The following is a 21,731-nucleotide window of genomic DNA, read 5'->3' as shown; positions in this document are numbered from 1 at the left end:
CCCATGCACGCCAACATCCAGCTGCTCATCCTGGGCGCCGCGGCGGGAACGCTCTACGCCCTGCTGGCCTCGGGCCTGCTCATCGTGTTCCGGAGCTCGCGCGTCCTGAACTTCGCGCACGGCGCCATCGCCACCGTCGGCGCCTACAGCTATCTCTTCTTGATCCACGAGCTGGGCTGGCCGAAGATCCCGGCCGTGGTGGGCGGGGTGCTCGCCTCGACGGCCGTCGGCGTCGCGTTCGACCTGCTGTTCATGCGCAGGCTGCGGCACGCCGACCCGCTCGCCCGGCTGGTCTGCACGCTGGGCCTGATGGTGCTGATCCACGCGCTGATCCACCCGGTCTTCGGCAAGGAGGACCCGGTCCCGGTGCAGCTGTTCCCGACCGACACGCTGCGGCTGCCGTTCGGCGAACCCGCCTTCATCATCGGCCTGGACCGGGTCATCCTGATCGTGATCACCGTGGTGATCTGCGCGCTGCTGTGGGCGCTGTACGCCTTCACCCCGTTCGGCCGCGCCACCCGCGCGGCGGCCGACAACGAGCGCGCGGCGCAGCTGCTCGGCGTCCCGCCGCAGCGGCTGGAGATGCTGAACTGGGCGCTGGGTTCCGCGCTGGCGGGGCTGGCCGGGATCTTCCTGTCCACGCTGCAGCAGCCCAGCCTGAACGCCTACACCCAGGTGCTGGTCACCGCGATCGCGATCTCGCTGGTCGCCGGGTTCCGCTCGTTCGGGCTGCTGGTGGTGGTCGGCACGGTGCTCGGCAGCTGCTCGGCGCTGCTGCTGCGCTACAGCCAGCGGCTGGCCGAGGCCACCGGCGTGCCCGGCTGGGACCAGGCGCTGCCGCTGCTGGTGATCATCGGCGCGGTGGTGATCGGCGGCCGGAGCGTGGTGCCCAAGGGCGCCGAGACCAGCCGCAGCCTGCCGCCGGCGCGGCTGCCCGAACGGCCCTGGCGGTGGGCGGCGGTCGCCGCCGCCGCGGGCGTGCCGTGGTTCCTGCTGGCGCCGATCGGCCTGGTCGACCCGACCACGGTCAGCCTGATCATCGCGGTGGCGCTGATGTCGCTGGTGGTGCTGACCGGCTACTGCGGCCAGATCTCGCTCGGCCAGATGACGGTGGCGGCGGTCGGCGCGCTCGGCGCCGGCCGGGTGCTGGAGCACGTCGGGCTGACACCGCCGCTGGCGCTGCTGGCCGGCGGCCTGCTCGCGGTGCCCGTCGGGTTCCTGGTCGGGCTGCCCGCGGTGCGGGTGCGCGGCGTCAACCTGGCCGTCGTCGGTCTCAGCGTCGCGATCGTGATGGACGCGACGGTGTTCTCCTCGGAGCGGCTGACCGGGGCCGGGCTGGGCCTGAAGTACCCGACCGCGTCGGTGTTCGGCATCGACATGAACGGCATCACCCAGCAGCGCGCGTTCGGAATTTTCACGCTGGTGATCACCGTGCTGGCGGGGGCGTTCGTGCTGTACGTGCGGCGCAGCCCGCTCGGCGCCCGGTTCCTGGCGGTGCGCGCCAACGAGCGGGGCGCGGCGGCGCAGGGCCTGTCGGTGGGGGCCACCAAGCTGCAGGCGTTCGCGATCGCCGCGTTCATCGCGGGCGTCGCGGGCGCGCTGCTCGGCTACCGCAGCCAGCAGATCGCCTGGGCGTCGTTCGAGTTCTTCACCTCGATCACGCTGGTCTCGGTGCTGTACCTGGGCGGGATCACCTCGGTCGGCGGCTGCGTCCTGGGCGGGCTGCTGCTGGCCAACGGCGGGCTGATGGCGCACGTGTTCAGTTTCAGCGGGCACGCGCACACGATCGTCAACGTGCTGTCCGGGCTCGGCGTGATGAGCATCGTCATCATGCATCCCGAGGGCCTGGCGGGCGTGCCCCGGCAGATCGCCGAGGCGCTGCGCGGGCGCCGGAGACCCGGCCCGGACACCGGCGGCGGCGGTCCCGGCGGCGCGCACCGGCCCGCGGTGAAGGCGGCGGCCGGGCCCGCCCTGGCAGAGGAGCGGGCGCGATGACACGGCTACTCCGGATCCGGGACGTGGACGTCGAGTTCGGCGGCGTCAAGGCCCTCGACGGCGTCTCGGTCGACGTCACCGCCGGCCACGTGCACGGCCTGATCGGGCCCAACGGCAGCGGCAAGTCCACGCTGATGGACGTGGCCGGGGGCTTCCTGCGGCCCGCGCGCGGCACGGTGGAGCTGGCCGGGAGGCGCGTCGAGCGCCGCCCGGCGCACCGCCGGGCGCGGGACGGGATCGGCCGCACCTTCCAGGGGCTGGAGCTGTTCGACGACCTGTCGGTGGCCGAGAACCTCTCGGTCGGCCTGGTCGGCGGCGCCCGGCCCGCCCGCGCGGACGTGGAGTGGGCCGCCGGCCTGCTCGGCGTCGCGGACGAGCTCGACCGGCTGGTGGTGGAGCTGCCGCACGGCCGCCGCCGGCTGGTGAGCGTGGCGCGGGCGATCGCCGGGCGGCCCAGGGTGCTGCTGCTGGACGAGCCCGCCGCGGGCCTGGAGACCGGCGAGACGGCCGAGCTGGGCCGCGCGCTGCGCGAGATCGTCGCGCCGGAGACCGCGATCCTGCTGGTCGAGCACGACATGCAGCTGGTGATGGGGGTCTGCGACCGGGTCACGGTGCTGCAGCTCGGCGGCGTGATCGCCGAGGGGAGCCCGGCGGAGATCCGCACCGATCCGCGCGTCCGCGCCGCCTACCTCGGGGAGGGCTGACCATGCTGCTGGAGATCTCGAAGGTCACCACCGGCTACGGGCGGATGCCCGTCGTGTGGGACCTCGACCTCACCGTGGCCGAGGGCGAGATCGTCGCCCTGCTGGGCCCGAACGGCGCCGGGAAGACCACGGCGCTGCTGACCGCCGGCGGGTTCCTGCGGCCGATGTCGGGCACGATCACGCTGGACGGCGCGTCCATCACCGCCGTGCCGCCCTACCGGCTCAGCCGGCACGGCCTGGCGGCGGTCACCGACGACCGGGCCCTGCTGCCGTCCCTGACCGTGCAGGAGAACCTCGCGCTCGTCCGGAACCGGAGGTCGGACCCGCTGGCGCTGTTCCCCGAGCTGGAGCGGCTGATGGGACGGCGCGCGGGGCTGCTGTCGGGCGGCGAGCAGCAGATGCTGGCACTGGCCCGCGCGCTGTGCTCGCGCCCCAAGGCGATCCTTCTGGACGAGCTGTCGCAGGGGCTGGCGCCGCTGGTCGTGGAGCGCTGCCTGAAGGCGCTCACGGACGCCGCCGCGGAGTGGGGCCTGGGCGTGCTGCTGGTGGAGCAGAACGTCAGCGAGGCGCTGAAGGTCGCCGACCGCGCGTGCGTCCTGTCGCACGGCCGGGTGGCGCTGGAGTCGGACGCGGCGTCGCTGCGGGAGGACACCGGGCTGATCGAGTCGAGCTACCTCGGCGAGGCCGGGGCCGGGCCGGGAACCGATCCCGGGCCCGGCTCGGGCACCACGGCTAGAGGCGGTTCCGCAGGATCGGGGTGAGCGCCTCCAGGACGGACGCGTCCTCGATCGTCGGCGGCACGGGCTCGTCCCGGCCGCCGGCGATCCCCCGCATCGTCCGGCGCAGGATCTTCCCCGACCGGGTCTTCGGCAGCGCCGGCACGATGGACGCCTCCCGGAAGGCGGCGACCGCGCCGACGTCGCGCCGGACCGCCTCCACCAGCTCGGCGCGCAGCTTCGCGGCGTCGTCGCCGGCGGCCTCGGCGCCCGCCTTGAGCACGATCAGGCCGTAGGGCACCTGCCCCTTGAGCGGGTCCGGGACGCCGATCACGGCGCATTCGGCGACCGCGGGATGGGTCGCCAGGGCCGCCTCGATCGCGCCGGTCGACAGGCGGTGCCCGGCGACGTTGATGACGTCGTCGATCCGGCCCATGACGAACAGGTGGCCGTCGGCGTCGAGGTGGCCGGAGTCGCCGGTGTGGTAGTGGCCCTCGTGCCGGCTGAGGTAGGACTCCACGAACCGGTCGTCGTCGCCCCACAGCGTGGCCAGCGCGCCCGGCGGCAGCGGCAGCCTGATCGCGATCTCGCCCTCCCGCCCGGCCGGGACCGGCGCGCCGGACTCGTCGAGCACCCGCACGTCCCAGCCGGGGACGGGCACCGTGGCCGAGCCCGGCTTGACCGGCAGCGCCTCAAGGCCGCGCGGGTTGGCGGCGATCGGCCAGCCGGTCTCGGTCTGCCACCAGTGGTCGGTGACGGGCACGCCCAGCACGCGGGAGGCCCAGTGGTAGGTCTCCGGGTCGAGGCGCTCCCCGGCCAGGTAGAGCGCGGCGAGCGTGGTGGTGTCGTACTTGCCCAGCTCGGCGGCCTCCGGGTCGGCCTTCTTGATCGCCCGGATCGCGGTCGGCGCGGTGAAGATCGTCTTGACCCGGTGCTCCTGGACGATCCGCCAGAACGCGCCGGCGTCGGGCGTGCCGACGGGCTTGCCCTCGTACACCACGGTCGTCGCCCCGACCAGCAGCGGCCCGTACACGATGTAGCTGTGGCCGACGACCCAGCCGACGTCGGAGACCGTCCAGAAGACGTCCCCGGCATGGACGTCGTAGACGGCGCCCATCGACCAGGCGAGCGCGACGGCGTGGCCGCCCGCGGTGCGCAGCACGCCCTTGGGCTTCCCGGTCGTGCCGGAGGTGTAGAGGATGTAGAGCGGGTCGTCGGAGGCCACCGGCACCGGATCAGCGGGCTCGGCGGCCGGGACGACCTCGTCCCAGTCCAGGTAGCCGGGCAGGGTCAGGTCGGCCGGGCAGGCGTCGCGCTGGAGCATCAGCGTGTGCTCCGGGCGGTGCGCGCTCAGCTCCAGCGCCCGCTCCAGGATCGGCTGGTACTCCACGACGCGCGCCGGTTCGAGCCCGCACGAGGCGGCGACCACGAGCGTGGGCCGGGCGTCCTCGATGCGGGCGGCCAGCTCCTTGGCGGCGAACCCGCCGAAGACCACCGAGTGGACGGCGCCGATGCGGGCGCAGGCCAGCATGGTCATCACCGCCTCCGGCACCATCGGCATGTAGACGACCACCCGGTCCCCCTTGCCGACGCCGAGCGCGGCCAGCGCGCCGGCGACGCGCGCCACCTCGTCCCGCAGCTCCCGGTAGGTGAACGACCGCCGGGCGGGCGTCCGGGACGGGTCCACCATCGCCGAGTCCCAGATCAGGGCCGTGCGCTCCCCCGCCCCGCCCGCCACGTGCCGGTCCAGCGCGTTGGCGCAGGTGTTCAGCTCCCCGCCGGGGAACCACCGGTAGAACGGCGCCGCGCCGGCGTCGAGCGCCCGGGACGGCTCGGCCGTCCAGTCGATGATCTCGGCGGCCTCGCGCCAGAACCCCTCCGGGTCGGCCAGGCTCCGCCGGTACGCCTCCGCATACGCTCCCACGTTCGCATCCCTCCGGCTCGTCGGAGACGCCGTGCCGGCGTCCACCGGCACGGTATTGACGCGCCGGTCCCCTGACCAGGTGCGGGTAACGCGAGCGATAACGGAGCCCGCGCAGACTGCCGCCATGGCAGCGACTCCGAGAGCAGACGTCATCGTCGTGGGTTCCGGCGCGGCCGGGCTGGCGGCGGCGCTCACCACCGCGCGGGCCGGGCTGGGCACCATCGTGCTGGAGCGGACCGGCCTGCTCGGCGGGACGTCGGCGATGTCGGGCGGCCTGGTCTACGCGCCCGGCTCCCGCCCGGCCCGGGAGGCCGGGCACGTCCCCGACCCCGGCGCCGTCACCGGCTACCTGGAGGCGGTGGCGCGGCGTCCGATCGACAAGGCCCGGCTTGAGGCGTTCCTGGAGGCCGCCCCGGCGATGGTGGACGAGCTGGCCGGCGCGGGCGTCGCGTTCCGGCTCACCGGGCTGGTCGACTACTACCGGGACGCACCGGGCGCCGGTCCCGGCCACGTCCTCGGCACCCACCCGTTCGACCCGTCCGGGCTCGGCGGGCTCGCGGCGCGGGTCAGGCGGTCGCCCTACCGCGGCCCCGAGGAACTCTGGACGGCCGGCACGGGCCTGGTCGGCCATCTCGTCGCCGCCTGCGCGCGCGCCGGGGTGCGGTTCCGGACGTCCTGCCGGGCCAGGAAGCTGCTGGTCGAGGACGGCCGGGTCGCCGGGGTGCTCACCGGAGGGTGCGCCGAGAGCGTCGCCGTCCGCGCGCCGGACGTGGTGCTGGCGAGCGGCGGCTTCGAGTTCGACGACGGGCTCCTGCGCGAGTGGGTGGGGGCGCCGCTCGAAGGCTCCTGGAGCTGCCCCGGCAACGAGGGCGACGGCCTCGCCATGGCGCGGACGGCGGGCGCCGGGCTCAGCGGCATGGGCGAGGTCCAGTGGTACGCGCTGCTCCGGCTGTCGGACGAGGAGCGGGAGGGCGCGCCGCTGATGCACGACGCGAGCCCGGCCCGCAACCTGCCCGGCTCGATCATCGTCGACCGGAACGGCCGCCGCTTCGCCAACGAGGGCACCCTCTACCAGGACTTCGGCCGCGCGGTCGCCGACCCGGACGCCGCCCGCCTGCCCGCCTGGCTGGTCGTGGACGCCGGCTTCCTGGACCGGTACCGGGAGCGCTGCTTCGGGGACCGGCCGCTCACGCCCCCGCACTGGCTGTCCGCCGGGACGATCTCGGAGCTGGCCGGGCTCATCGGCGCCGACGCGGCCGTGCTGACCGAGACGGTCGAGCGCTTCAACGCCGGCGCGGCCCGCGGCCTGGACCCCGACTTCGGGCGCGGCGAGGCCGCCGTCGACCGCGAGTGGGGCGACGGCGACCGGGAGGGCGCCCGCGCCTGCCTGGCCCCGCTGGAGCGGGGCCCGTTCCACGCCACCCGCGTCTACGCCGGGTCCTCGGGCACCACCGGCGGCCCCAGCGTGGACCCCGACGCGCGCGTCCTGGACGGCGCCGGCGCGCCGATCCCCGGCCTGTACGCGGCCGGGAACATCACCGCGGGCGTGTTCGGGGACTCCTCACCCGCCAGCGGGGCCACCCTCGGCCCCGGCATGACGTTCGGCCACCTCGCCGGCCGCGCCATCGCGGCCGGCCGCCGGGACGCACACACCGATCACAAGGAGGCATGACCGTGGACGTGTTCGTGGACAAGGACCTGTGCCAGGGCCACGCGCGCTGCAACCTGATCTGCCCGGAGGTCTTCGACCTCGACGAGCACGGGTTCGCGGTGGTCCTCGCCCAGGAGGTGCCGCCCGGGCACGAGGGCGCGGTCGAGGACGCGGTGCAGAACTGCCCGGAACAGGCCATCACGATCAAGTAGAGGGGCCTCCGATGACCGACGACGACCGGATCGGGGCCCTCGAACGGCGGCTGCGCGAGGTCGAGGACCGGCTGGCGATCTACCAGCTGCTGATGACCTACGGACCGGCGGCCGACAGCGGCAGCGACGACGTGGTGCGCGCGCTGCACACCGAGGACGCCGAGTACGACAGCGGCCTGGAGACCTTCCACGGCGCGGCCGGCATCGCCGAGATGATCGCGTCGCTGCCGCTGCACCGCAAGATCATGGCCGGCGGCTCCGGGCACATGGCGACGCTGCCGGCCGTCCGGATCGACGGGGACCGGGCCGTGGCGCTGTGCCACGGCATGCTGCAGCGCTTCGACCGGAAGGCCGACGCCTTCCGGGTCTGGCGGACGACGGCCGTCCGGCTGGAGTTCCGCCGGACCGCCGCGGGCTGGCGGATCCACCGGCGCCGCAACCATCTGATGGACGGCAGCGACTCCGCGCACCGGCACTTCCGGGACGGGCTGCGCGAGGTCGGCGCCGTCCCCGGCGAATGAGGCTGGGAGCCGGGCTGCCGACCGCCCTCGGCCAGCGGGACGGCCGCGCCGTCGCCGGGTGGGCCCGTGCCGCCGAGCAGCACGGGTTCGCCTCGGTGGCCGTGGTCGACCGGCTGGTGGCGCCGACCTACGACCCGCTCACGGCCCTGGCCGGGGCGGCGGCCGTCACCGAGTCGGTCGACCTGTACACCTCCGTGCTGCTGGCGCCGCTGCGCCCGGCGGCGGTGCTGGCCGCGCAGGCCGCGACCGTGGACCGGATGTCGGGCGGGCGGCTGCGGCTCGGCGTCGCCGTCGGCAGCAGGCGGCCGGACTACGAGGCCGCCGGGGTCGCGTTCACGCGCCGGGGCGCGATCCTCGACGAGCAACTCGCCGCCTTGAAGGCGACCTGGGCGGACGGTGCCGATTTCGTCTCCCCCGGCCCGGCCCCGTGCCGGGCGGGCGGCCCGCCCGTGCTGATCGGCGGCGCGTCCCGGGCCGCCGCCCGGCGGGTCGCCGCACTCGGCGACGGCTGGATCTGCGGCCTGGGCGGGGCCGAGGGCTTCGCGAGCGGCGCCGCCACCGTGCTGGCGGAATGGAGGCGCGCCAGACGGGACGGCCGTCCGCACCTGCTGTCGGTGGTGCACTACGCCCTCGGGAGGGACGCCGTGGCGCACCGCGAGGCGTTCCTGCGCCGCTACTACGGCGCGGCCCCGTTCGTCGAGCGGATGATCGCCGACACCCCGGTCAGCGAGGCCGACCTGGCGGAGGTCCTGGCCGCGCACCGGGAGGCGGGCTGCGACGAGGTGCTGCTGTTCCCCTGCTCCGCGGAGCCGGGCCCGCTCGACGCGCTGGCCCGGCTCCTCTGATCGCCGCCCTGATCAACGGTCCCGGCAGAGGTTCCTGATCTCGGCCACGACGTCGCCGGCCCCGGGCAGCCACGCCTGTTCCAGCGGCGGGCTGTAGGGCACCGGGGTCGGCGCGCCGCCCAGCCGCCGGACCGGGGCGTCCAGCGTCCAGAACCCCTCGTCCACCGCCCGCGCGGCCAGTTCGGCGCCCACCCCGAAGTCGCCGGCGCCCTCGCTGACGATCAGCAGCCGGTTGGTGCGGCGCAGCGAGCCGAGGACGGTTTCGGTGTCCAGCGGCGCGATCGTCCGCAGATCGATCACCTCGCAGGAGATGCCGTCCTCGGCCTCGACGATCGCGGCCGCCTCCAGCGCGGTGTGCAGCGCCCGCGAGAGCGTCACCACGGTGATGTCGTCGCCGGGCCGGGCGACCGCGGCCCTGCCGATCGGGGTGCGGTGGCCGGGCGCGGGCGCCGGGCCGGAGCCCGCGTACAGCAGCCGGTTCTCGATCACGACCACCGGGGCGGGCAGGTCGATCGCCGAGCGCAGCAGGCCGTACATGTCCTCCACCGTCGCCGGCATCAGCACGACGAGGCCGGGGATGTGCGCGAGCAGCGCCTCCAGGCTCTGCGAGTGCTGGCTGCCGGACGAGCGGCCCACGCCGAACTGGGTGCGCACCACCATGCCGACCTCGGTGGCGCCGCCGGTCATGAACCCGAGCTTGGCCGCCTGGTTCATCAGCTGGTCGAGGCACACGCCGACGAAGTCCAGGTACATCAGCTCGACCACCGGGCGCAGCCCCGCCATCGCGGCGCCGACCCCGAGGCCCATGATCGCCGTCTCGGCGATCGGGGTGTCCAGGAGCCGCCCCGGATACTTCGCGTGCAGGCCCTTGGTGATGCCGAACACGCCGCCGCCCGCGGCGACGTCGATCCCGGCGAGGAAGACGCGCTCGTCGTCGGCCAGCGCGTGGTCCAGCGCGGCGCGGACGGCCTGGCTGCCGCGCAGCGCGGCGTCCGGGTCGCGCGGCGGCGCCGGGGGCGGCGCGGGCGCGCGGGCCACGACGCGCCGCACGTCGCCGAGCTCGGCCATGCGGCCGGGGTCGGGCCAGGGCGCCTCGCGGGCGGCCTTGACGGCGTGCTCGACCTCCGCGTCCACCTCGGCGCCGACCGCCTCGACGTCCGCGGCCGCGACGCCGCCCGCCAGCAGCGCGGCGCGGGCGCGGTCCAGCGGGTCGGGCAGCCGGGCGGCCTCCGGGTCGCGGTAGCGCTGCGGGTCGCCCTCGTAGTGGCCCATCACCCGTTCGGTCACCGCTTCGAGGAGCACCGGGCCGGCGCCGCCGCGCAGCCGGGCGACCAGCCCGGCCGTCGCGGCGTCGACGGCGTCGACGTCGTTGCCGTCGACGCGCTCGTGCGCGATCCCGTAGCCGCGCGCCCGTTCCGACAGCGGCACCGGATGCTGGTCGCCGGTCCGGCTGAACTCGGAGAACCCGTTGTTCTCGCACACGAACAGGATCGGCAGCCGCCACAGCGCGGCCAGGTTGACCGCCTCGTGGAAGGCGCCGGTGGCCACCGCGCCGTCGCCGAAGAAGGCGGCGACGACCCGGTCGCTCCCCGCCCGGCGGGCCGCGTGGGCGGCGCCGGCCGCGATCGGGAGGCCGGCGCCGACGATCCCGTTGGCGCCGTAGATCCCCCGGCCCGGGTCGGCGATGTGCATCGACCCGCCGAACCCGCCGCAGGTGCCGGTCGCCCGGCCCATCAGCTCGGCGAACATCCCGGTCATGTCGAGGCCCTTGGCCAGGACGTGGCCGTGGCCGCGGTGCGTCGAGGTGATCACGTCGTCGGCGCGCAGCCGCGAGCACACGCCGACGGCGACCGCCTCCTGCCCGACCGACAGGTGCACGAAACCGGGCACCGCGCCCTCGCGGTACAGCGCGGAGGTGCGCTCCTCGAACCGCCGGATCCGGAGCATCCGCCGGTACCGGTCGAGCCGCACATCGGTCCCGGTCCCGGTCCCGGTGCCGGTGCCGGTCACCGTCACGAGGCGCCGCCCGGAAGCAGGTGCTCGGTGAACCAGGCGGTGGCGTGCCCGGCCGCGGCCCGCAGCTTGTCCTGGTCGCTGTAGAGCGTCATGTGCGTGGTGTGCGGCAGCGTGACCAGCTTCTTCTTCGCCGTCGGGATCTGGTTGTAGGCGCCGATCTCCAGGTCCCACAGCGTCAGGTCGTCCGCCTCGGCCACGATCACCAGCGACGGGACGTCGTAGATCCGCCGGGTGAACGGGACGACGTCGTACTCCAGGAGCAGGTCCACGCTCTCGACGGTGCTGCTGTTCTGGTACAGCGGCGCCTCGGTCTCCTTCAGCGCCTTGAACGTGTGGTAGGTCTCGGGGAACGGCCAGGTGCCGAGGTCGGCGGCCGGATCGGCGGTCGCGTGCGGGACGTGCAGCCGCTCGCCGGGCTTGTCGTAGCGCAGCGCCCGGTCGTCCAGGATCGTCCGCCACAGCCTGCGGTAGCCGACGGAGCCGTGCGCGCGGCGCATGTTCTCGTACCCGTCGATCACCGGGATCTGGCTGACCAGGCACTTCACCCGCGGGTCGGTCGCGCCCAGGATCAGCGCGTGGCCGCCGGAGTAGGAGATCCCCCAGACGCCGAGCCGGTCGGCGTCGACGTCGTCCAGGCGCTCCAGGAAGCTGAGCGCGTTGCGGTAGTCGCGGATCTGCGCCCACGGGTCGAGGTGCTGGCGGACGTCGCCGTCGGAGACGCCCAGGTTGCGGTAGTCGAAGACCAGCGCGGCGATGCCCGCCTGGGCGAACGCCTCCGCGTAGTACGGCATGACGAGCTCACGGACGTAGCACCAGCCTCCCGCGAGCACGACGGCCGGGAACGGGCCCTCGCCCTCGGGCCGGTACAGCCAGCCGCGGCACGTCTGTCCCTCGCTCTGGAACTCCACGTCGGATCGGTGCATGAAAGGTGACTCCTATCTGAGGTCCGGGCAGCCGCCGCCGGCGTGCGCGGCGACGACGCTGGCGAATCCGGTCAGCAGGGACAGGGCGACCCGCGCGGCGCCGTCCGGGAGGCGGCACACGCCGCGTCCCGACAGCGTCGCCATGAACGTCTCCAGCTCGGCGAGCGCCGCCGCGCCGCCCCTGCCCCCGTCGAGGTCGTCGAGGATGGCGGCCATGTCGGGCAGCCCGCGCGAGCACGGCGGGCACTGGCCGGCGGTCTGCTCGCCGAAGTAGCGGACGATGCCGGCCACGACCCGCACCGGGCAGTCGTCCGGGCCCAGGACCTGGATCGACTTGGTGCCCAGCGACGCCCCGGCGGCGCGCAGCGCGTCCGGGGTGAGGGCCGCGTCGAGGCGGTCCGGGGTCAGCAGCCCGCCCGCGTACCCGCCCACCAGGACGGCGCGGGCGCCGTCGAGCAGGCCGTGGTCGTCCAGCACCCCGGCCAGCGACCGGCCGAACTCGATCTCGGCGACCTCGAACGGGCCGCCGAAGCGGCCGATCGTGAAGACGCCGCTCCCCGGGCAGCCGGGCGTCCCGCCGGACCGGTACGCCTCCGCGCCGATCGCGGCGGCGACCGCCAGATGGACGAGCGTCTCCACGTTCTGGACGAGCGTCGCCCGCCCGAAGACGCCCACGTCGCTCGGGTACGGCGGGCGGATCCGGGGCAGCGGGTCCTTGCCCTCGATCACCGACAGCAGCGCGGTCTCCTCCCCCGCCACGTACCGGGTCGGCACCCGCTGGACGCGGATCTCCAGGTCGTCGCCGCGGGTCGCCTCGACCGCCGCGGTGATCCGCTCGGCGGCCTCGTGCGCGTCCTCGTCGACGGCGACGTAGCCGAGCGCGGCGCCGACCGCGCGCATCGCCAGCCGCAGCCCGTCCAGGACGGCGTACGGGCGGTGCGCCATCAGGTGGCGGTCCTTCTCGGTGCCCGGTTCGCGCTCGGAGCCGTTGGCGACGACGACGGGGCGGTCCGCGCCGATGACCCGCCGCCACTTCTCGGCGGTCGGGAAGCCCGCCCCGCCGTGGCCCGCCAGGCCCGCCTGCTCGACCAGGTCGAGCAGGGCGCCGGGCGTGTGGTCGCGCCAGCCGCCTGCCGCCCGCCACTCCTCCAGCGACTCGGTCTTCGTCCCGTCCGCCAGGAGGAGGCGGGGCGCGAAGCCGCCACCGGGCTCGGGCGCGGGCGCTGGTTCGGGCGGCGGGGCCGCCGCCCTGGCCGCGAGTTCCTCGCGAATCGCGTTGCGCGGGCACATCGCGTCGGCCTCCAGGCCGCGCGCCCGGATCTCCTCGTCGTCGGCCGCGAGCCGGTCGCCGTCCGGGGTGACGTAGGCCAGTCCGTACCGGTCGAGCTCGAACAGCTCGGGCGCGACCAGCACGCAGACCCCCTGCCCGTCGCAGCGGGTGGCGTCGACGCGGAATCTGACCTGCTCGGTGGTGGTGGCGAGACGCCGGTCCATGCCTTGCCTCCCCCTCAGAGGATGATGCTGAGCGTGCCGTGCGAGTGGAGGGTCTCCACGTCCAGCTCGGCCCGGCGGAACCTGATCTTGAACGTCCCGTCGGCGGCCGCGACCAGCCGGTACAGGTACCGGCCCATGTAGGTGTCGACGCCGCGGCGCGACCGGTACACCGCGAAGTTGGCGGTGACCTCCAGCTCGTCGCCGTCCCGGGACAGGATCCGGGTGTTGCCGATGATCCGCCGGGTGCGCGACCAGGGGAACTCCCGGTGCGCCTTGCGGCTGTTCAGCCGCTTCACCCGGGCGTCGATCATGCCGCGGGTGTCGGAGACCAGCATCAGCGCGTCGGCGGGCCCGCCGGAGGGCCGGTCGGTGCTCGGCACCTCGTAGCGGGCGTCGGGGGTGAGCAGGCCGAGCCACTCGTCGAGCCGCCACTCGTCCAGCAGCGCGGCCTCCTCGTACAGGAACGCCTCCACGTCCAGGCGGAGCGCGTGCCGGTCGGCGGCCGCGGCCTCGGGCGTGACGGTCATCGGATCACCGCCGAACCGGCCGGGGCGGGCGACCCGGACGCCTCGCCCGGCGACTCCACGCCGGTGACCCGCTCGGGGAAGCCGGAGCCGTCCATGAGCGCGGCGTACGACCGCCAGAACGTGCGGATCTGCAGCTCGTCCTGGGAGTTGGACTCCCGCGTCATACCGCGCGAGATGTCGCTCCACCGCGCCTCGCGGACGGCGGCGAAGCCCTGCTGGCACGACTCCAGCGCCTCGACGTCATCCGGGCTGGCGAAGCCGCCGGGGCCGAGGAAGGTCAGGAAGCTGTCCAGGCGGCGCTGCAGCGCCGCGCTCCCCTCGGCCTCCTCGGCCGGCGCCAGCGCCCACGCCTCCAGCGCGTGCCGGTCGGGGGCGGTCGGCTCGATCCGGCGGACGGTGATCGCGGCGACATCGTTGATGATCAGGTTGGGGAAGATCATCAGGTTGCGGAAGGTGTCGGCCATCCGGCGGCCGCGCTCCGCGCCGTGCCGGTCGACCAGCCGGGCGAGCGTGGCCGCGATCTCGTCCCGGGCCTCCTCGCCGAAGAACGGCTCCCAGTAGGCGATCGGCCGGCCCCAGGCGGCCGGGCTCTCCACCACCGCGTGGCCGTTGCCGAGGTCCACGCCGTTCCCGGCGCCGAGGGCGTCCTTGCGCTGCCCGCCGCCGGTGTCCTTGACGAAGTCGACGTAGGTGGCGTGCACCGTGGGCGCGTGGTAGCCGTCGATGCTGTTCTCCAGCATCAGCTTCCAGTTCGCCTTGACGCTGTAGCGGTGCGCGCCCTTGACGATCCGCATCCCCTCCGCGGCCTGGTCGAGCACCAGGTCGAGGTACTCGATCGCGCCCGCCAGGTAGGCGCGCAGGTCGACGGCCTCGGCGTCGTAGTTGACGAACCACAGGCCCCGGTAGTTGTCGAACCGGGCCGGGGCGACCAGGTTGTGGGCCTCCTTGCGGAACCCGGGGCCGTAGCCGTCGGCGCCGGGCGTGACCACCAGCCGGCCCGTCGTGTCGAAGCTCCAGGCGTGGTAGAAGCACTGGAACACCCGCGTGTTCCCCGCGTCCTCGCGGCACAGCGTCGCGCCGCGGTGCGTGCAGGTGTTGAAGTGCATCCGCACGGTGCCGCCCGAGTCGCGCAGGAAGATCAGCGGGCGGCCGCCCACCCCGCGCCGGACGAAGTCCCCCGGCCGCGGGATCTCCGACTCGTGCCCCACGTACAGCCAGCAGCGGTCGAACAGCGCCCTCCGCTCGCGGTCGTAGACCTCCGGCGAGGTCATCAGCGAGCGGTGGACGCGGAAGATCCCGTTCCGCCGGTCGTCGACCACCAGGTCGTCCCGGTATCCCATGGTCACAGTGCTCCTCTCGGCCCGGTCGAACCGGAATCGAGCGCGCCGGCATCGATCGCGCCGGCCTCGGTCAGCTCGGCCAGTTCGGCCTCGCCGATCCCGGCCGCGGCCAGCACGGCCCGGGTGTCCTCCCCCGCCTCCGGGGCCCGGGTCGGCGGGCGCGGCGTCGCACCGTCGAACAGGCACGGCGTGTTGACGCTGACGTGCCGGACGCCGAACTCGTCGTCGAACTCGACGACCGCGGAGCCGGCCCGCACCTCGGGGTCCGCGACGGCCTCCTCCAGGCCGCGGACCGGCGCCCAGACCAGCCGCCGGGCGCCGAGCCGGTCGGCCCACTCGGCCAGCGGCCGCTCGCGGAACAGCTCGTCGAGCAGTTCCAGCAGCGCCGTGCGGTTCGCGCGCAGCCGGGCCGGGTCGCCGCCGCGGAACCGGGGGTCCTCGTCCAGCCAGGGCGCGCCGAGCGCGTCCAGCAGCCGGTCCCAGTCCCGGTCGGGCGTCATGACCTGGAGCCACAGCCAGCGCGCGTCGGCGGTGCGGAAGCAGTTGACGGTCGGGATCGGGGCCGTGTCCCGGCCGCCGGCCCGGTGCGCGCGGCCGCCGTTCAGCAGGTCGCCGGCGTCGGAGGCCATCAGCCACATCCCGGTGGCGGCCAGCGACGTGGTGACGTGGCCGCCGGTCCCGGTGCGCTGCCGCGCGAACAGGGCGGCGGCCACGGCTCCGGCGAGGGCGGACCCGGCGGCGCGGTCGCCGAACCCGCCGGCCGGCTGGGGCGGCTCCCCGTCCGGGCCGGCGAACAGCGACGCCGCGCCCGAGTAGGACCAGTACGCGCCGTGGTCGTAGCTGCGCCGGCCGGCCAGCGGCGAGGCCAGGTCGTAGCCGCTGATCTGCGCGACGATCAGCCGCGGGTGGCGTTCCCGCAGCGTCGCCGCGTCCAGTTCGAGCCGTTCCAGCGCGCCCGGGCTGAGGTTGGTGACGAACACGTCCGCGGTGGCCAGCAGCCGGTCGAGGGCGGCCCTGCCGCGGTCGATCCGCAGGTCGAGGACGACGCTGCGGCGCGACCGGTTGTGCACCTCGAAGCGCGGGTTGACCGGCGGCGCGCCGTCCCGCTCCAGGGAGCCGGGACCGCGCGCCGGATCGCCGCCGGGCGGTTCGACCTTGATCACGTCCGCGCCCCAGTCGGCCAGCACGGTGGCACAGGCCGGTCCGGCCGCGAAGCGTCCTATCTCGATGATCCGGACGCCGGCCAGGGGCGCCTGGCCGGCCTCCTCGTCCCCCATGGGGTAAGCGGTTGCGTCGGGCACGGAACCGAGCCTGCGGCACGGGCATTACCCCCGGCGTTAACGCCGGTCGGCGGGCGGTTCCTCACCCGATCGCGGCGGCGCTGCCGGCCGTCGGACGCATGGCCGTCCGGGCGCCCCGGCGCGGCTGTCCCTGCCCGGCCCGGCCGGTGCGCGCCGGGCCTGCCTCCACCGGGTCGCGGTTCAGCAGCCTGCGCGCGTCACCGGGCCGCAGGCCGAGCTCGGCCAGCGCCTCGGTGGCCCGCCGGTAGACGGCGAGCACCGAGCTCTCGCTGCCGACCTTGCGCTCGATCGCCACCAGCACCCGGTAGGCCGGGTCGGAGTACCGGTTGGTCTCCAGCACCGCCTCGCAGGCGCCCCGCGCCGCCTCGGCCCGGCCGAGCTCCAGGTAGATCGTCGCCAGCTCCAGCCGCGCCTCCTCGTGCACGAGATCGAGGTAGTTGCGCCGCTCCTCGGCCCAGGGCAGCGAACTGCCGTCCAGGTAGCGGCCGGGGGCCAGCTCCAGGCCCGCCTCCAGCCGGGCCCGCCGCTCCGGCCCGGACGACGCCCCGGCCGTGGCCAGCATCCGCTCGGACTCGATGTCGTTGGCGACGAACGCCGTCGTCTCCGGCAGCATGACCAGGTTCCCGCGGCGCTCCAGGTTCACCCCGCTGCTGCGCCGCAGCTTGTGCACGATCTGCCGGAAGTGGTTGCCGCCGCTGCGCTGGTCGGCGTCGGGCAGCAGCCGCCGCTGCAGCTCGAACCGGTCGATCCCGCGCGGGTGCAGGGCCAGGCAGGCGACCAGCTCCAGGATCTTGGTCCGGCCGATGCCGGCGGGCCGGCCGTCGATCAGCAGGTCCCGGTAGCGGCCGAACGGCTGCAGCACCATCGTCACCTCGGCCACGCCCTGCCGCGCCGCCCCGGACGGGCCCGGCCGGGCGGACGGGGCCACCACCAGGCGCCGCCACCGCGAGTCGTCCGGCGCGCGCTCCAGCTCCCGCCGCAGGATGTCGGGGAACAGCTTGATCGACTGGATGAGCAGCGAGAACGACCCGGTCAGCATGGACACGTGGTAGGCCTGCTCGGCGGCGCCGGTGGCCGCCTCGGCGTTGCCGAGCCGCGCCTCGGCCTCCGACAGGCCCGCCGCCGCCATCGCCAGCATCAGCCGGCGCTGGCAGCGGGTCATCGAGGTGACGGTCTCGCGCAGGATCAGCCGGGCCTCCTCGGTCCGCCCGGCGCGCAGATAGGCCAGCCCGAGGAAGCACTGCGCGATCTCGACGTAGGCGGTCTGCCCGGTGCGCGACATCTCGTCCAGCACCGGTTCGAGCTGGGCGATGCCCGCCTCCGCGCCGACGTCGGTGAACTGCAGGTAGCCCATGAAGATCTCGTAGACCGGCAGCAGCGAGAACCCGGACCGCTGGCTGTCGGCCATCGCCAGCCGCAGATGCTCGCGGGCGCTCTCGTGGTCGCCGTTGGCCAGGTTCAGGATCGCCTCGATGAACCGCGAGTGCGCGCGCTCCCTGATCTCCTGCGGCACCCGCCGCCACAGGTCGCCCGCCACGTCGGTCTCCTCCCGGAACGCCGCCGCCAGCACCAGGTTCGGGTTGAGCACCACGGACTCGTCGTCCAGGTTGCCCATCCGGGCCAGCTCGCCCAGCCGGCCCTGCAGGAACAGCCCCCAGCTCATCTGGCGGTCCACGTCGGGCAGGTCGCGGGCGTCCGGCGGCGGGACGTACCGGGTCGCGACCGCCACCTCGATCATGTAGCGGACCACGTCCGCGCCCGAGTCGCCCTCGTACTTGTCGAGCAGGCCGAGGGCCTCCTGCGGGTGCGCCTGCAGCACCCACGCCGCGATCGCGAGCAGGCTGGGGTCGAGCTCGATCGCGGCGCGCAGCCGGCCCTTGCGGTCCAGCCCGCGGATCAGCGCGCGGGCCCGGTCGAACTCGCGCATGCCGTGCGCGGCGCGGACGCACGCGCCGATCAGCCGCGGGTCGGCGTGCACGCGGGTCTCGCCGAACGCCTCCAGCCAGCGCTTGACGACCGGCCAGTCGGCCCGGCCGAACAGGGCCGGGAACGCCTGGACGGCCGTCTCCACCGCCTGGTCGAGGTCGCCGAGCGACAGCCACACCTCGGTGGCGTCCTCGAACTGCCGGACCGCCGCCAGATGGCCGGCGTAGGCTGCGCGCAGCCGCACGTGCCGCTCCGGCTCCGTCTCGATCAGCCGCTGCCGCAGGAACGAGCGGAACAGCGAGTGGACCACGATGGCCGAGGAGGTGGCGCTGGTCGCGGGCAGGTGCCGCGCCGACACCGCCAGCCACAGCCGCTGCCCGTCCGGGCCGCACAGCGCCGCCGCGACCTCCGGCGTCACCGTGCCGGTGACCGAGGTGTCCAGCAGGAAGCGCCGCTCGTCCTCGGGCAGCGGGCCGAGCACCTGGCGGCCGAAGTAGGCCGACAGGTCGCGCAGGTTGGGCTGCTCGCCGAGGCCGAACCGGGAGGCGAACGCGACGCCCGCGGCCCATCCGCCGGTCGCGGAGAAGATCCGCTCGCAGGTGTCCGGACCCGGGCCCGTGTCCATGCCCGTCTCCAGGCCCGCGTCCGGGCCCGCGTCGGCCCGCCGGACGTACTCGGCGGTCTCCTCCAGGGTCAGGTTGAGGGTGGCGTCGCCGAGCTGGGCGATCTGGCCGTGCACGTAGCGGCGCTGCAGCGGCCAGGGCAGCTCCTCCCGCGACAGCAGCAGCATCCGCATCCGGTCGGGCAGGTACTCCAGGAAGGTGTCCAGGGCCGACGCGGCGTCGGGCGACGCCGAGATCTGCTGGCACTCGTCGATGACGACCAGGACGTCCTCGCCGCCGGACGCGGACGCCAGGATCGCGGCGGCCTCCTCCGCCGTGCCGTTGCTCTGCAGGGTGCCGCGCATCGCGTCCACCGCGTCGCCGGCCACCGGCCCGAGCGCCGTGGCCAGGTCGAACACCAGCCCGGACGCCGAGCGGTCGGAGCGGTCCATGGTGAGCCAGGCGAGCCGGCGCCCGGTGCGGCGGGCGAACAGCTGCGCCTCCACCGTCTTGCCCGCGCCGGGGGCCGCCACGATCTCGACGATGGCGTAGGAGTCGAACAGGGTGTCGAGCAGGTGATCGAGCCGCGGCCGTTCGATCGAGCCGCGAGGTACGCCGGGTGCGGCGAACTTGTGCCGCAGTGCAGGCGCCGAGGTGTCCGTCGTCCGGGGATCCAACAATCCAGCACCTCCTCGCCAGGACGGAGCCCCCGGATCCCATGCCGGGATTCGGTCGGTCCGCAGGAGTGAGTTACCTGCAACATGCCCGAAACCCCGACGGGTGTCAACGAACCGGCAACACCTCGGCGACCTGCGAGGAAACTCCCCGGATCGAGCGTCCCGGCGCTCGGGAGGCCGATAACGCGCGCGATAACGGTCGGCGGTGAGCCTGGCCGTGCTCGACGAAACCCGCCTGTCCGACCCGTGGCGCCCGACGCCGGCACGGGACCGGCACCGCCCCTACCGGAGGTCGATTTTGACGCTGCTGCTGAGCGACAGTGAGGTGCGCGCCGCCTGCGACATCGGTGCCATGGTCCCCTTCCTCGAAGCCGCGCTTCGCAAGGAGGCCAAGGGGCCCGGCCCGCGGCTCCCCGAGCGCGTGAACCTCGGCCACGGCCGGTTCTTCCTGCGCGTCATGCCGGCGTTGCTGCCCGAATCCGGCCTGCTCGGCCTCAAGTTCTTCCACGGCTCCATGCCGGACGGCGTCCGGTACGTGGTCGCGGTGTGCCGGCTGGAGACCGGCGAGGTGGAGGCGCTCGTCGACGCCGCCTACCTGACCGCCGCCCGGACCGGCGCCACCAGCGGCGTCGCGACCCGCTGCCTGGCCCGCGAGGACGCCGCCGCGGCCGGGGTGATCGGGTCGGGGCTGGAGGCGGAGACCAACCTGCGCGCGGTGTGCGCCGTCCGCCCGATCGAACGGGCCAAGGTCTACAGCCGGTCCGCCGGACGGCGCGAGGCGTTCGCCGCGCGGATGTCCGAGTCCCTCGGGATCCCGGTGACCGCCACCGGCGATCCGCGGGACGCGGTGGCCGGGACCGACATCGTCGTGGTGGCCACCAACACCGGGCCCGACCCGGTCACCGCCTACGAGGGCGCCTGGCTGGAGCCGGGGCAGCACGTCGTCTCGATCGGCTCCACCACGGCCGCGCTCCGCGAACTGGACGTGGCCGCCTTCACCGGCGCCGACACCGTCGTCCTCGACACCACCCTCGAGCAGATGAGCCACGAGTCCGGCGACATCATCGCGGTGCTGGACGCCGCGCCCGGCCGGCTGGCCCCGGTCGCGCTCGACCAGATCATCACCGGAGAGGTGCGCGGCCGCCGCAGCGACCGCGACATCACCCTCTTCAAGTCCGTCGGCAGCGCCGCGCAGGACCTGCTCGGCGCCGCCCACGTCGTCGGCGAGGCCCGCCGCCTCGGCATCGGCACCGAGATCGGCGAGATCGCCGCCCCCAAGCGGTTCTGAGCCCGGCGGCCCGGCCGTTCCGGGCCGTCACGCCATGTCAACGATCAACCACCGCAGACAGGAGTCGACGCAGATGAGGTCCCAGGAAGTCGAGTTCCAGAGCGAGGGCGTCACCGTCCGGGGCGACCTGCTGCTCCCCGAGGGCGACGGGCCGCATCCGGTCGTCGTCATGGCGGGCGGCTGGTGCTACGTCAAGGAGCTGCGCCAGCCGCAGTACGCCGAGGAGTTCGTCCGGCGCGGGTTCGCCGCGCTGATCTTCGACTACCGGACGATCGGCGCCAGCGACGGCGCGCCGCGGCAGCACCTGGACCCGTGGGCGCAGATCGAGGACTACCGCAACGCGATCACCTACCTGGAGACCCGCTCCGACATCGACGCCGGCCGGGTCGGCGTCTGGGGCATCTCCTACAGCGGCGGCCACGTCCTGGTGCTGGGCGCGGTGGACCCGCGGGTGAAGGTGATCGTCAGCAACGTGCCGGTGATCGACGGCCACCGCAACATGTGGCGGGTGCACGGCACCGACCGGTTCCGCAAGCTCCAGGACGCGATCCTGGAGGACCGGCGCAAGCGCTTCGAGACCGGCGAGTACGGCTACATCACGATGTCGGGCACTCCCGCCGGCCCGGACGCCGACCTGGCCACCTGGCCGCTGGACGAGGTGAAGGCCGTCTTCGAGGAGCTCAAGCGCACCCAGGCGCCGCGGCACGAGCACCGCAGCACGATCGCCTCGGTCGAGCTGCTGATGCAGTACAACGCCGCGCCGTACGCCGAGCGCATCGTCCACAAGCCCACCATGATGATCGTCGCCAACGAGGACGACATCACGCTGTGGGACGTCGAGACCAGGGTGTTCGACTCGATCCCCTCGAACGCCAAGCGCCTGGTGGTGCTGCCCTCGACCAGCCACATGACGCTCTACAGCGACCTCACCGCGCTGGACCTGGCCGCCAAGGCGGCCGGCGGCTGGTTCTCCGAGCATCTGGCCGCGCCGCCCACGGTCCCCGGAATGATCGCCGAGTTCGCCGCGCGGTGAGCGTGAGGCGGGGGTGAAGCCGAGTACCGGACCGGA

The 21,731-nt window shown here is 74.6% G+C and carries 17 protein-coding genes; 9 read left to right on the top strand and 8 right to left on the bottom strand.

All coding sequences use genetic code 11. The features are described from left to right. Positions 1–3: 3 nt before the first annotated feature. From ACZ466_RS38905 to ACZ466_RS38895, 3 genes are read left to right on the top strand one after another with little or no spacing between them, the layout of a single operon-like run. Complete coding sequence (locus tag ACZ466_RS38905; protein ID WP_378286574.1) at positions 4–1,995, top strand: branched-chain amino acid ABC transporter permease; 1,992 nt, start codon at positions 4–6, stop codon at positions 1,993–1,995. Further along, a complete protein-coding gene (locus ACZ466_RS38900; RefSeq protein ID WP_378286573.1) occupies positions 1,992–2,699 on the top strand; it encodes an ABC transporter ATP-binding protein in 708 nt (235 codons plus the stop codon). The genes ACZ466_RS38905 and ACZ466_RS38900 overlap by 4 nt, the downstream gene beginning before the upstream one ends. Positions 2,700–2,701: 2 nt before the next feature. Then, entirely contained in the window at positions 2,702–3,460 is a 759-nt protein-coding gene (locus tag ACZ466_RS38895; protein WP_378286572.1) for an ABC transporter ATP-binding protein, read from the top strand. Here ACZ466_RS38895 and ACZ466_RS38890 read toward each other — a convergent pair. Continuing rightward, on the bottom strand, positions 3,432–5,339 hold the full coding sequence (locus tag ACZ466_RS38890; protein ID WP_378286571.1) for an acetate--CoA ligase: 1,908 nt from the start codon (positions 5,337–5,339) through the stop codon (positions 3,432–3,434). The two genes, ACZ466_RS38895 and ACZ466_RS38890, sit on opposite strands and share 29 nt — an antisense overlap. On the opposite strand from ACZ466_RS38890, the gene ACZ466_RS38885 reads away from it, so the two are divergent. From ACZ466_RS38885 to ACZ466_RS38870, 4 genes are read left to right on the top strand one after another with little or no spacing between them, the layout of a single operon-like run. Continuing rightward, a complete protein-coding gene (locus tag ACZ466_RS38885; protein ID WP_378286570.1) occupies positions 5,263–7,011 on the top strand; it encodes an FAD-dependent oxidoreductase in 1,749 nt (582 codons plus the stop codon). The genes ACZ466_RS38890 and ACZ466_RS38885 overlap by 77 nt on opposite strands. Next, positions 7,008–7,202, top strand: a complete 195-nt coding sequence (locus tag ACZ466_RS38880; protein ID WP_378286569.1) for a ferredoxin — start codon at positions 7,008–7,010, stop codon at positions 7,200–7,202. Before ACZ466_RS38885 ends, ACZ466_RS38880 begins: the two co-directional genes overlap by 4 nt. 11 nt (positions 7,203–7,213) lie before the next feature. Continuing rightward, complete coding sequence (locus ACZ466_RS38875; protein ID WP_378286568.1) at positions 7,214–7,723, top strand: nuclear transport factor 2 family protein; 510 nt, start codon at positions 7,214–7,216, stop codon at positions 7,721–7,723. Further along, entirely contained in the window at positions 7,720–8,568 is an 849-nt protein-coding gene (locus tag ACZ466_RS38870) for an LLM class flavin-dependent oxidoreductase (protein WP_378286567.1), read from the top strand. The genes ACZ466_RS38875 and ACZ466_RS38870 overlap by 4 nt, the downstream gene beginning before the upstream one ends. A gap of 12 nt (positions 8,569–8,580) precedes the next feature. Here the strand turns inward: ACZ466_RS38870 and ACZ466_RS38865 are convergent, their stop codons facing one another. From ACZ466_RS38865 to ACZ466_RS38835, 7 genes are all read right to left on the bottom strand, one after another. Next, the gene (locus tag ACZ466_RS38865) at positions 8,581–10,578 is read right to left on the bottom strand and encodes an alpha-ketoacid dehydrogenase subunit alpha/beta (protein WP_464041855.1); all 1,998 of its coding nucleotides are present in this window, start codon (positions 10,576–10,578) and stop codon (positions 8,581–8,583) included. A 2-nt stretch (positions 10,579–10,580) separates the two neighbouring features. After that, complete coding sequence (locus tag ACZ466_RS38860; RefSeq protein ID WP_378290078.1) at positions 10,581–11,507, bottom strand: alpha/beta hydrolase; 927 nt, start codon at positions 11,505–11,507, stop codon at positions 10,581–10,583. A 12-nt stretch (positions 11,508–11,519) separates the two neighbouring features. Continuing rightward, complete coding sequence (locus tag ACZ466_RS38855) at positions 11,520–13,001, bottom strand: NADH-ubiquinone oxidoreductase-F iron-sulfur binding region domain-containing protein (RefSeq protein WP_464041854.1); 1,482 nt, start codon at positions 12,999–13,001, stop codon at positions 11,520–11,522. 14 nt (positions 13,002–13,015) lie between these two features. Then, positions 13,016–13,528, bottom strand: coding sequence for an aromatic-ring-hydroxylating dioxygenase subunit beta (locus tag ACZ466_RS38850; RefSeq protein ID WP_378290074.1), 513 nt, complete (start codon positions 13,526–13,528; stop codon positions 13,016–13,018). After that, entirely contained in the window at positions 13,525–14,868 is a 1,344-nt protein-coding gene (locus ACZ466_RS38845) for an aromatic ring-hydroxylating oxygenase subunit alpha (protein WP_378290082.1), read from the bottom strand. The genes ACZ466_RS38850 and ACZ466_RS38845 overlap by 4 nt, the downstream gene beginning before the upstream one ends. A gap of 2 nt (positions 14,869–14,870) precedes the next feature. Beyond that, positions 14,871–16,169, bottom strand: a complete 1,299-nt coding sequence (locus ACZ466_RS38840; RefSeq protein WP_378290072.1) for a CaiB/BaiF CoA transferase family protein — start codon at positions 16,167–16,169, stop codon at positions 14,871–14,873. 61 nt (positions 16,170–16,230) lie between these two features. Further along, on the bottom strand, positions 16,231–19,374 hold the full coding sequence (locus ACZ466_RS38835; RefSeq protein WP_378290070.1) for a BTAD domain-containing putative transcriptional regulator: 3,144 nt from the start codon (positions 19,372–19,374) through the stop codon (positions 16,231–16,233). A 205-nt stretch (positions 19,375–19,579) separates the two neighbouring features. On the opposite strand from ACZ466_RS38835, the gene ACZ466_RS38830 reads away from it, so the two are divergent. Further along, positions 19,580–20,662, top strand: coding sequence for an ornithine cyclodeaminase family protein (locus tag ACZ466_RS38830; RefSeq protein WP_378290068.1), 1,083 nt, complete (start codon positions 19,580–19,582; stop codon positions 20,660–20,662). A gap of 73 nt (positions 20,663–20,735) precedes the next feature. Continuing rightward, positions 20,736–21,695, top strand: a complete 960-nt coding sequence (locus ACZ466_RS38825) for an alpha/beta hydrolase (RefSeq protein ID WP_378290066.1) — start codon at positions 20,736–20,738, stop codon at positions 21,693–21,695. The last annotated feature ends 36 nt before the right edge of the window (positions 21,696–21,731 follow it).

This window comes from Actinomadura rugatobispora (assembly GCF_055379765.1).
The sequence above is the reverse complement of the archived record's forward strand: the minus strand, read 5'-3'. Positions and strand labels throughout refer to the sequence as shown.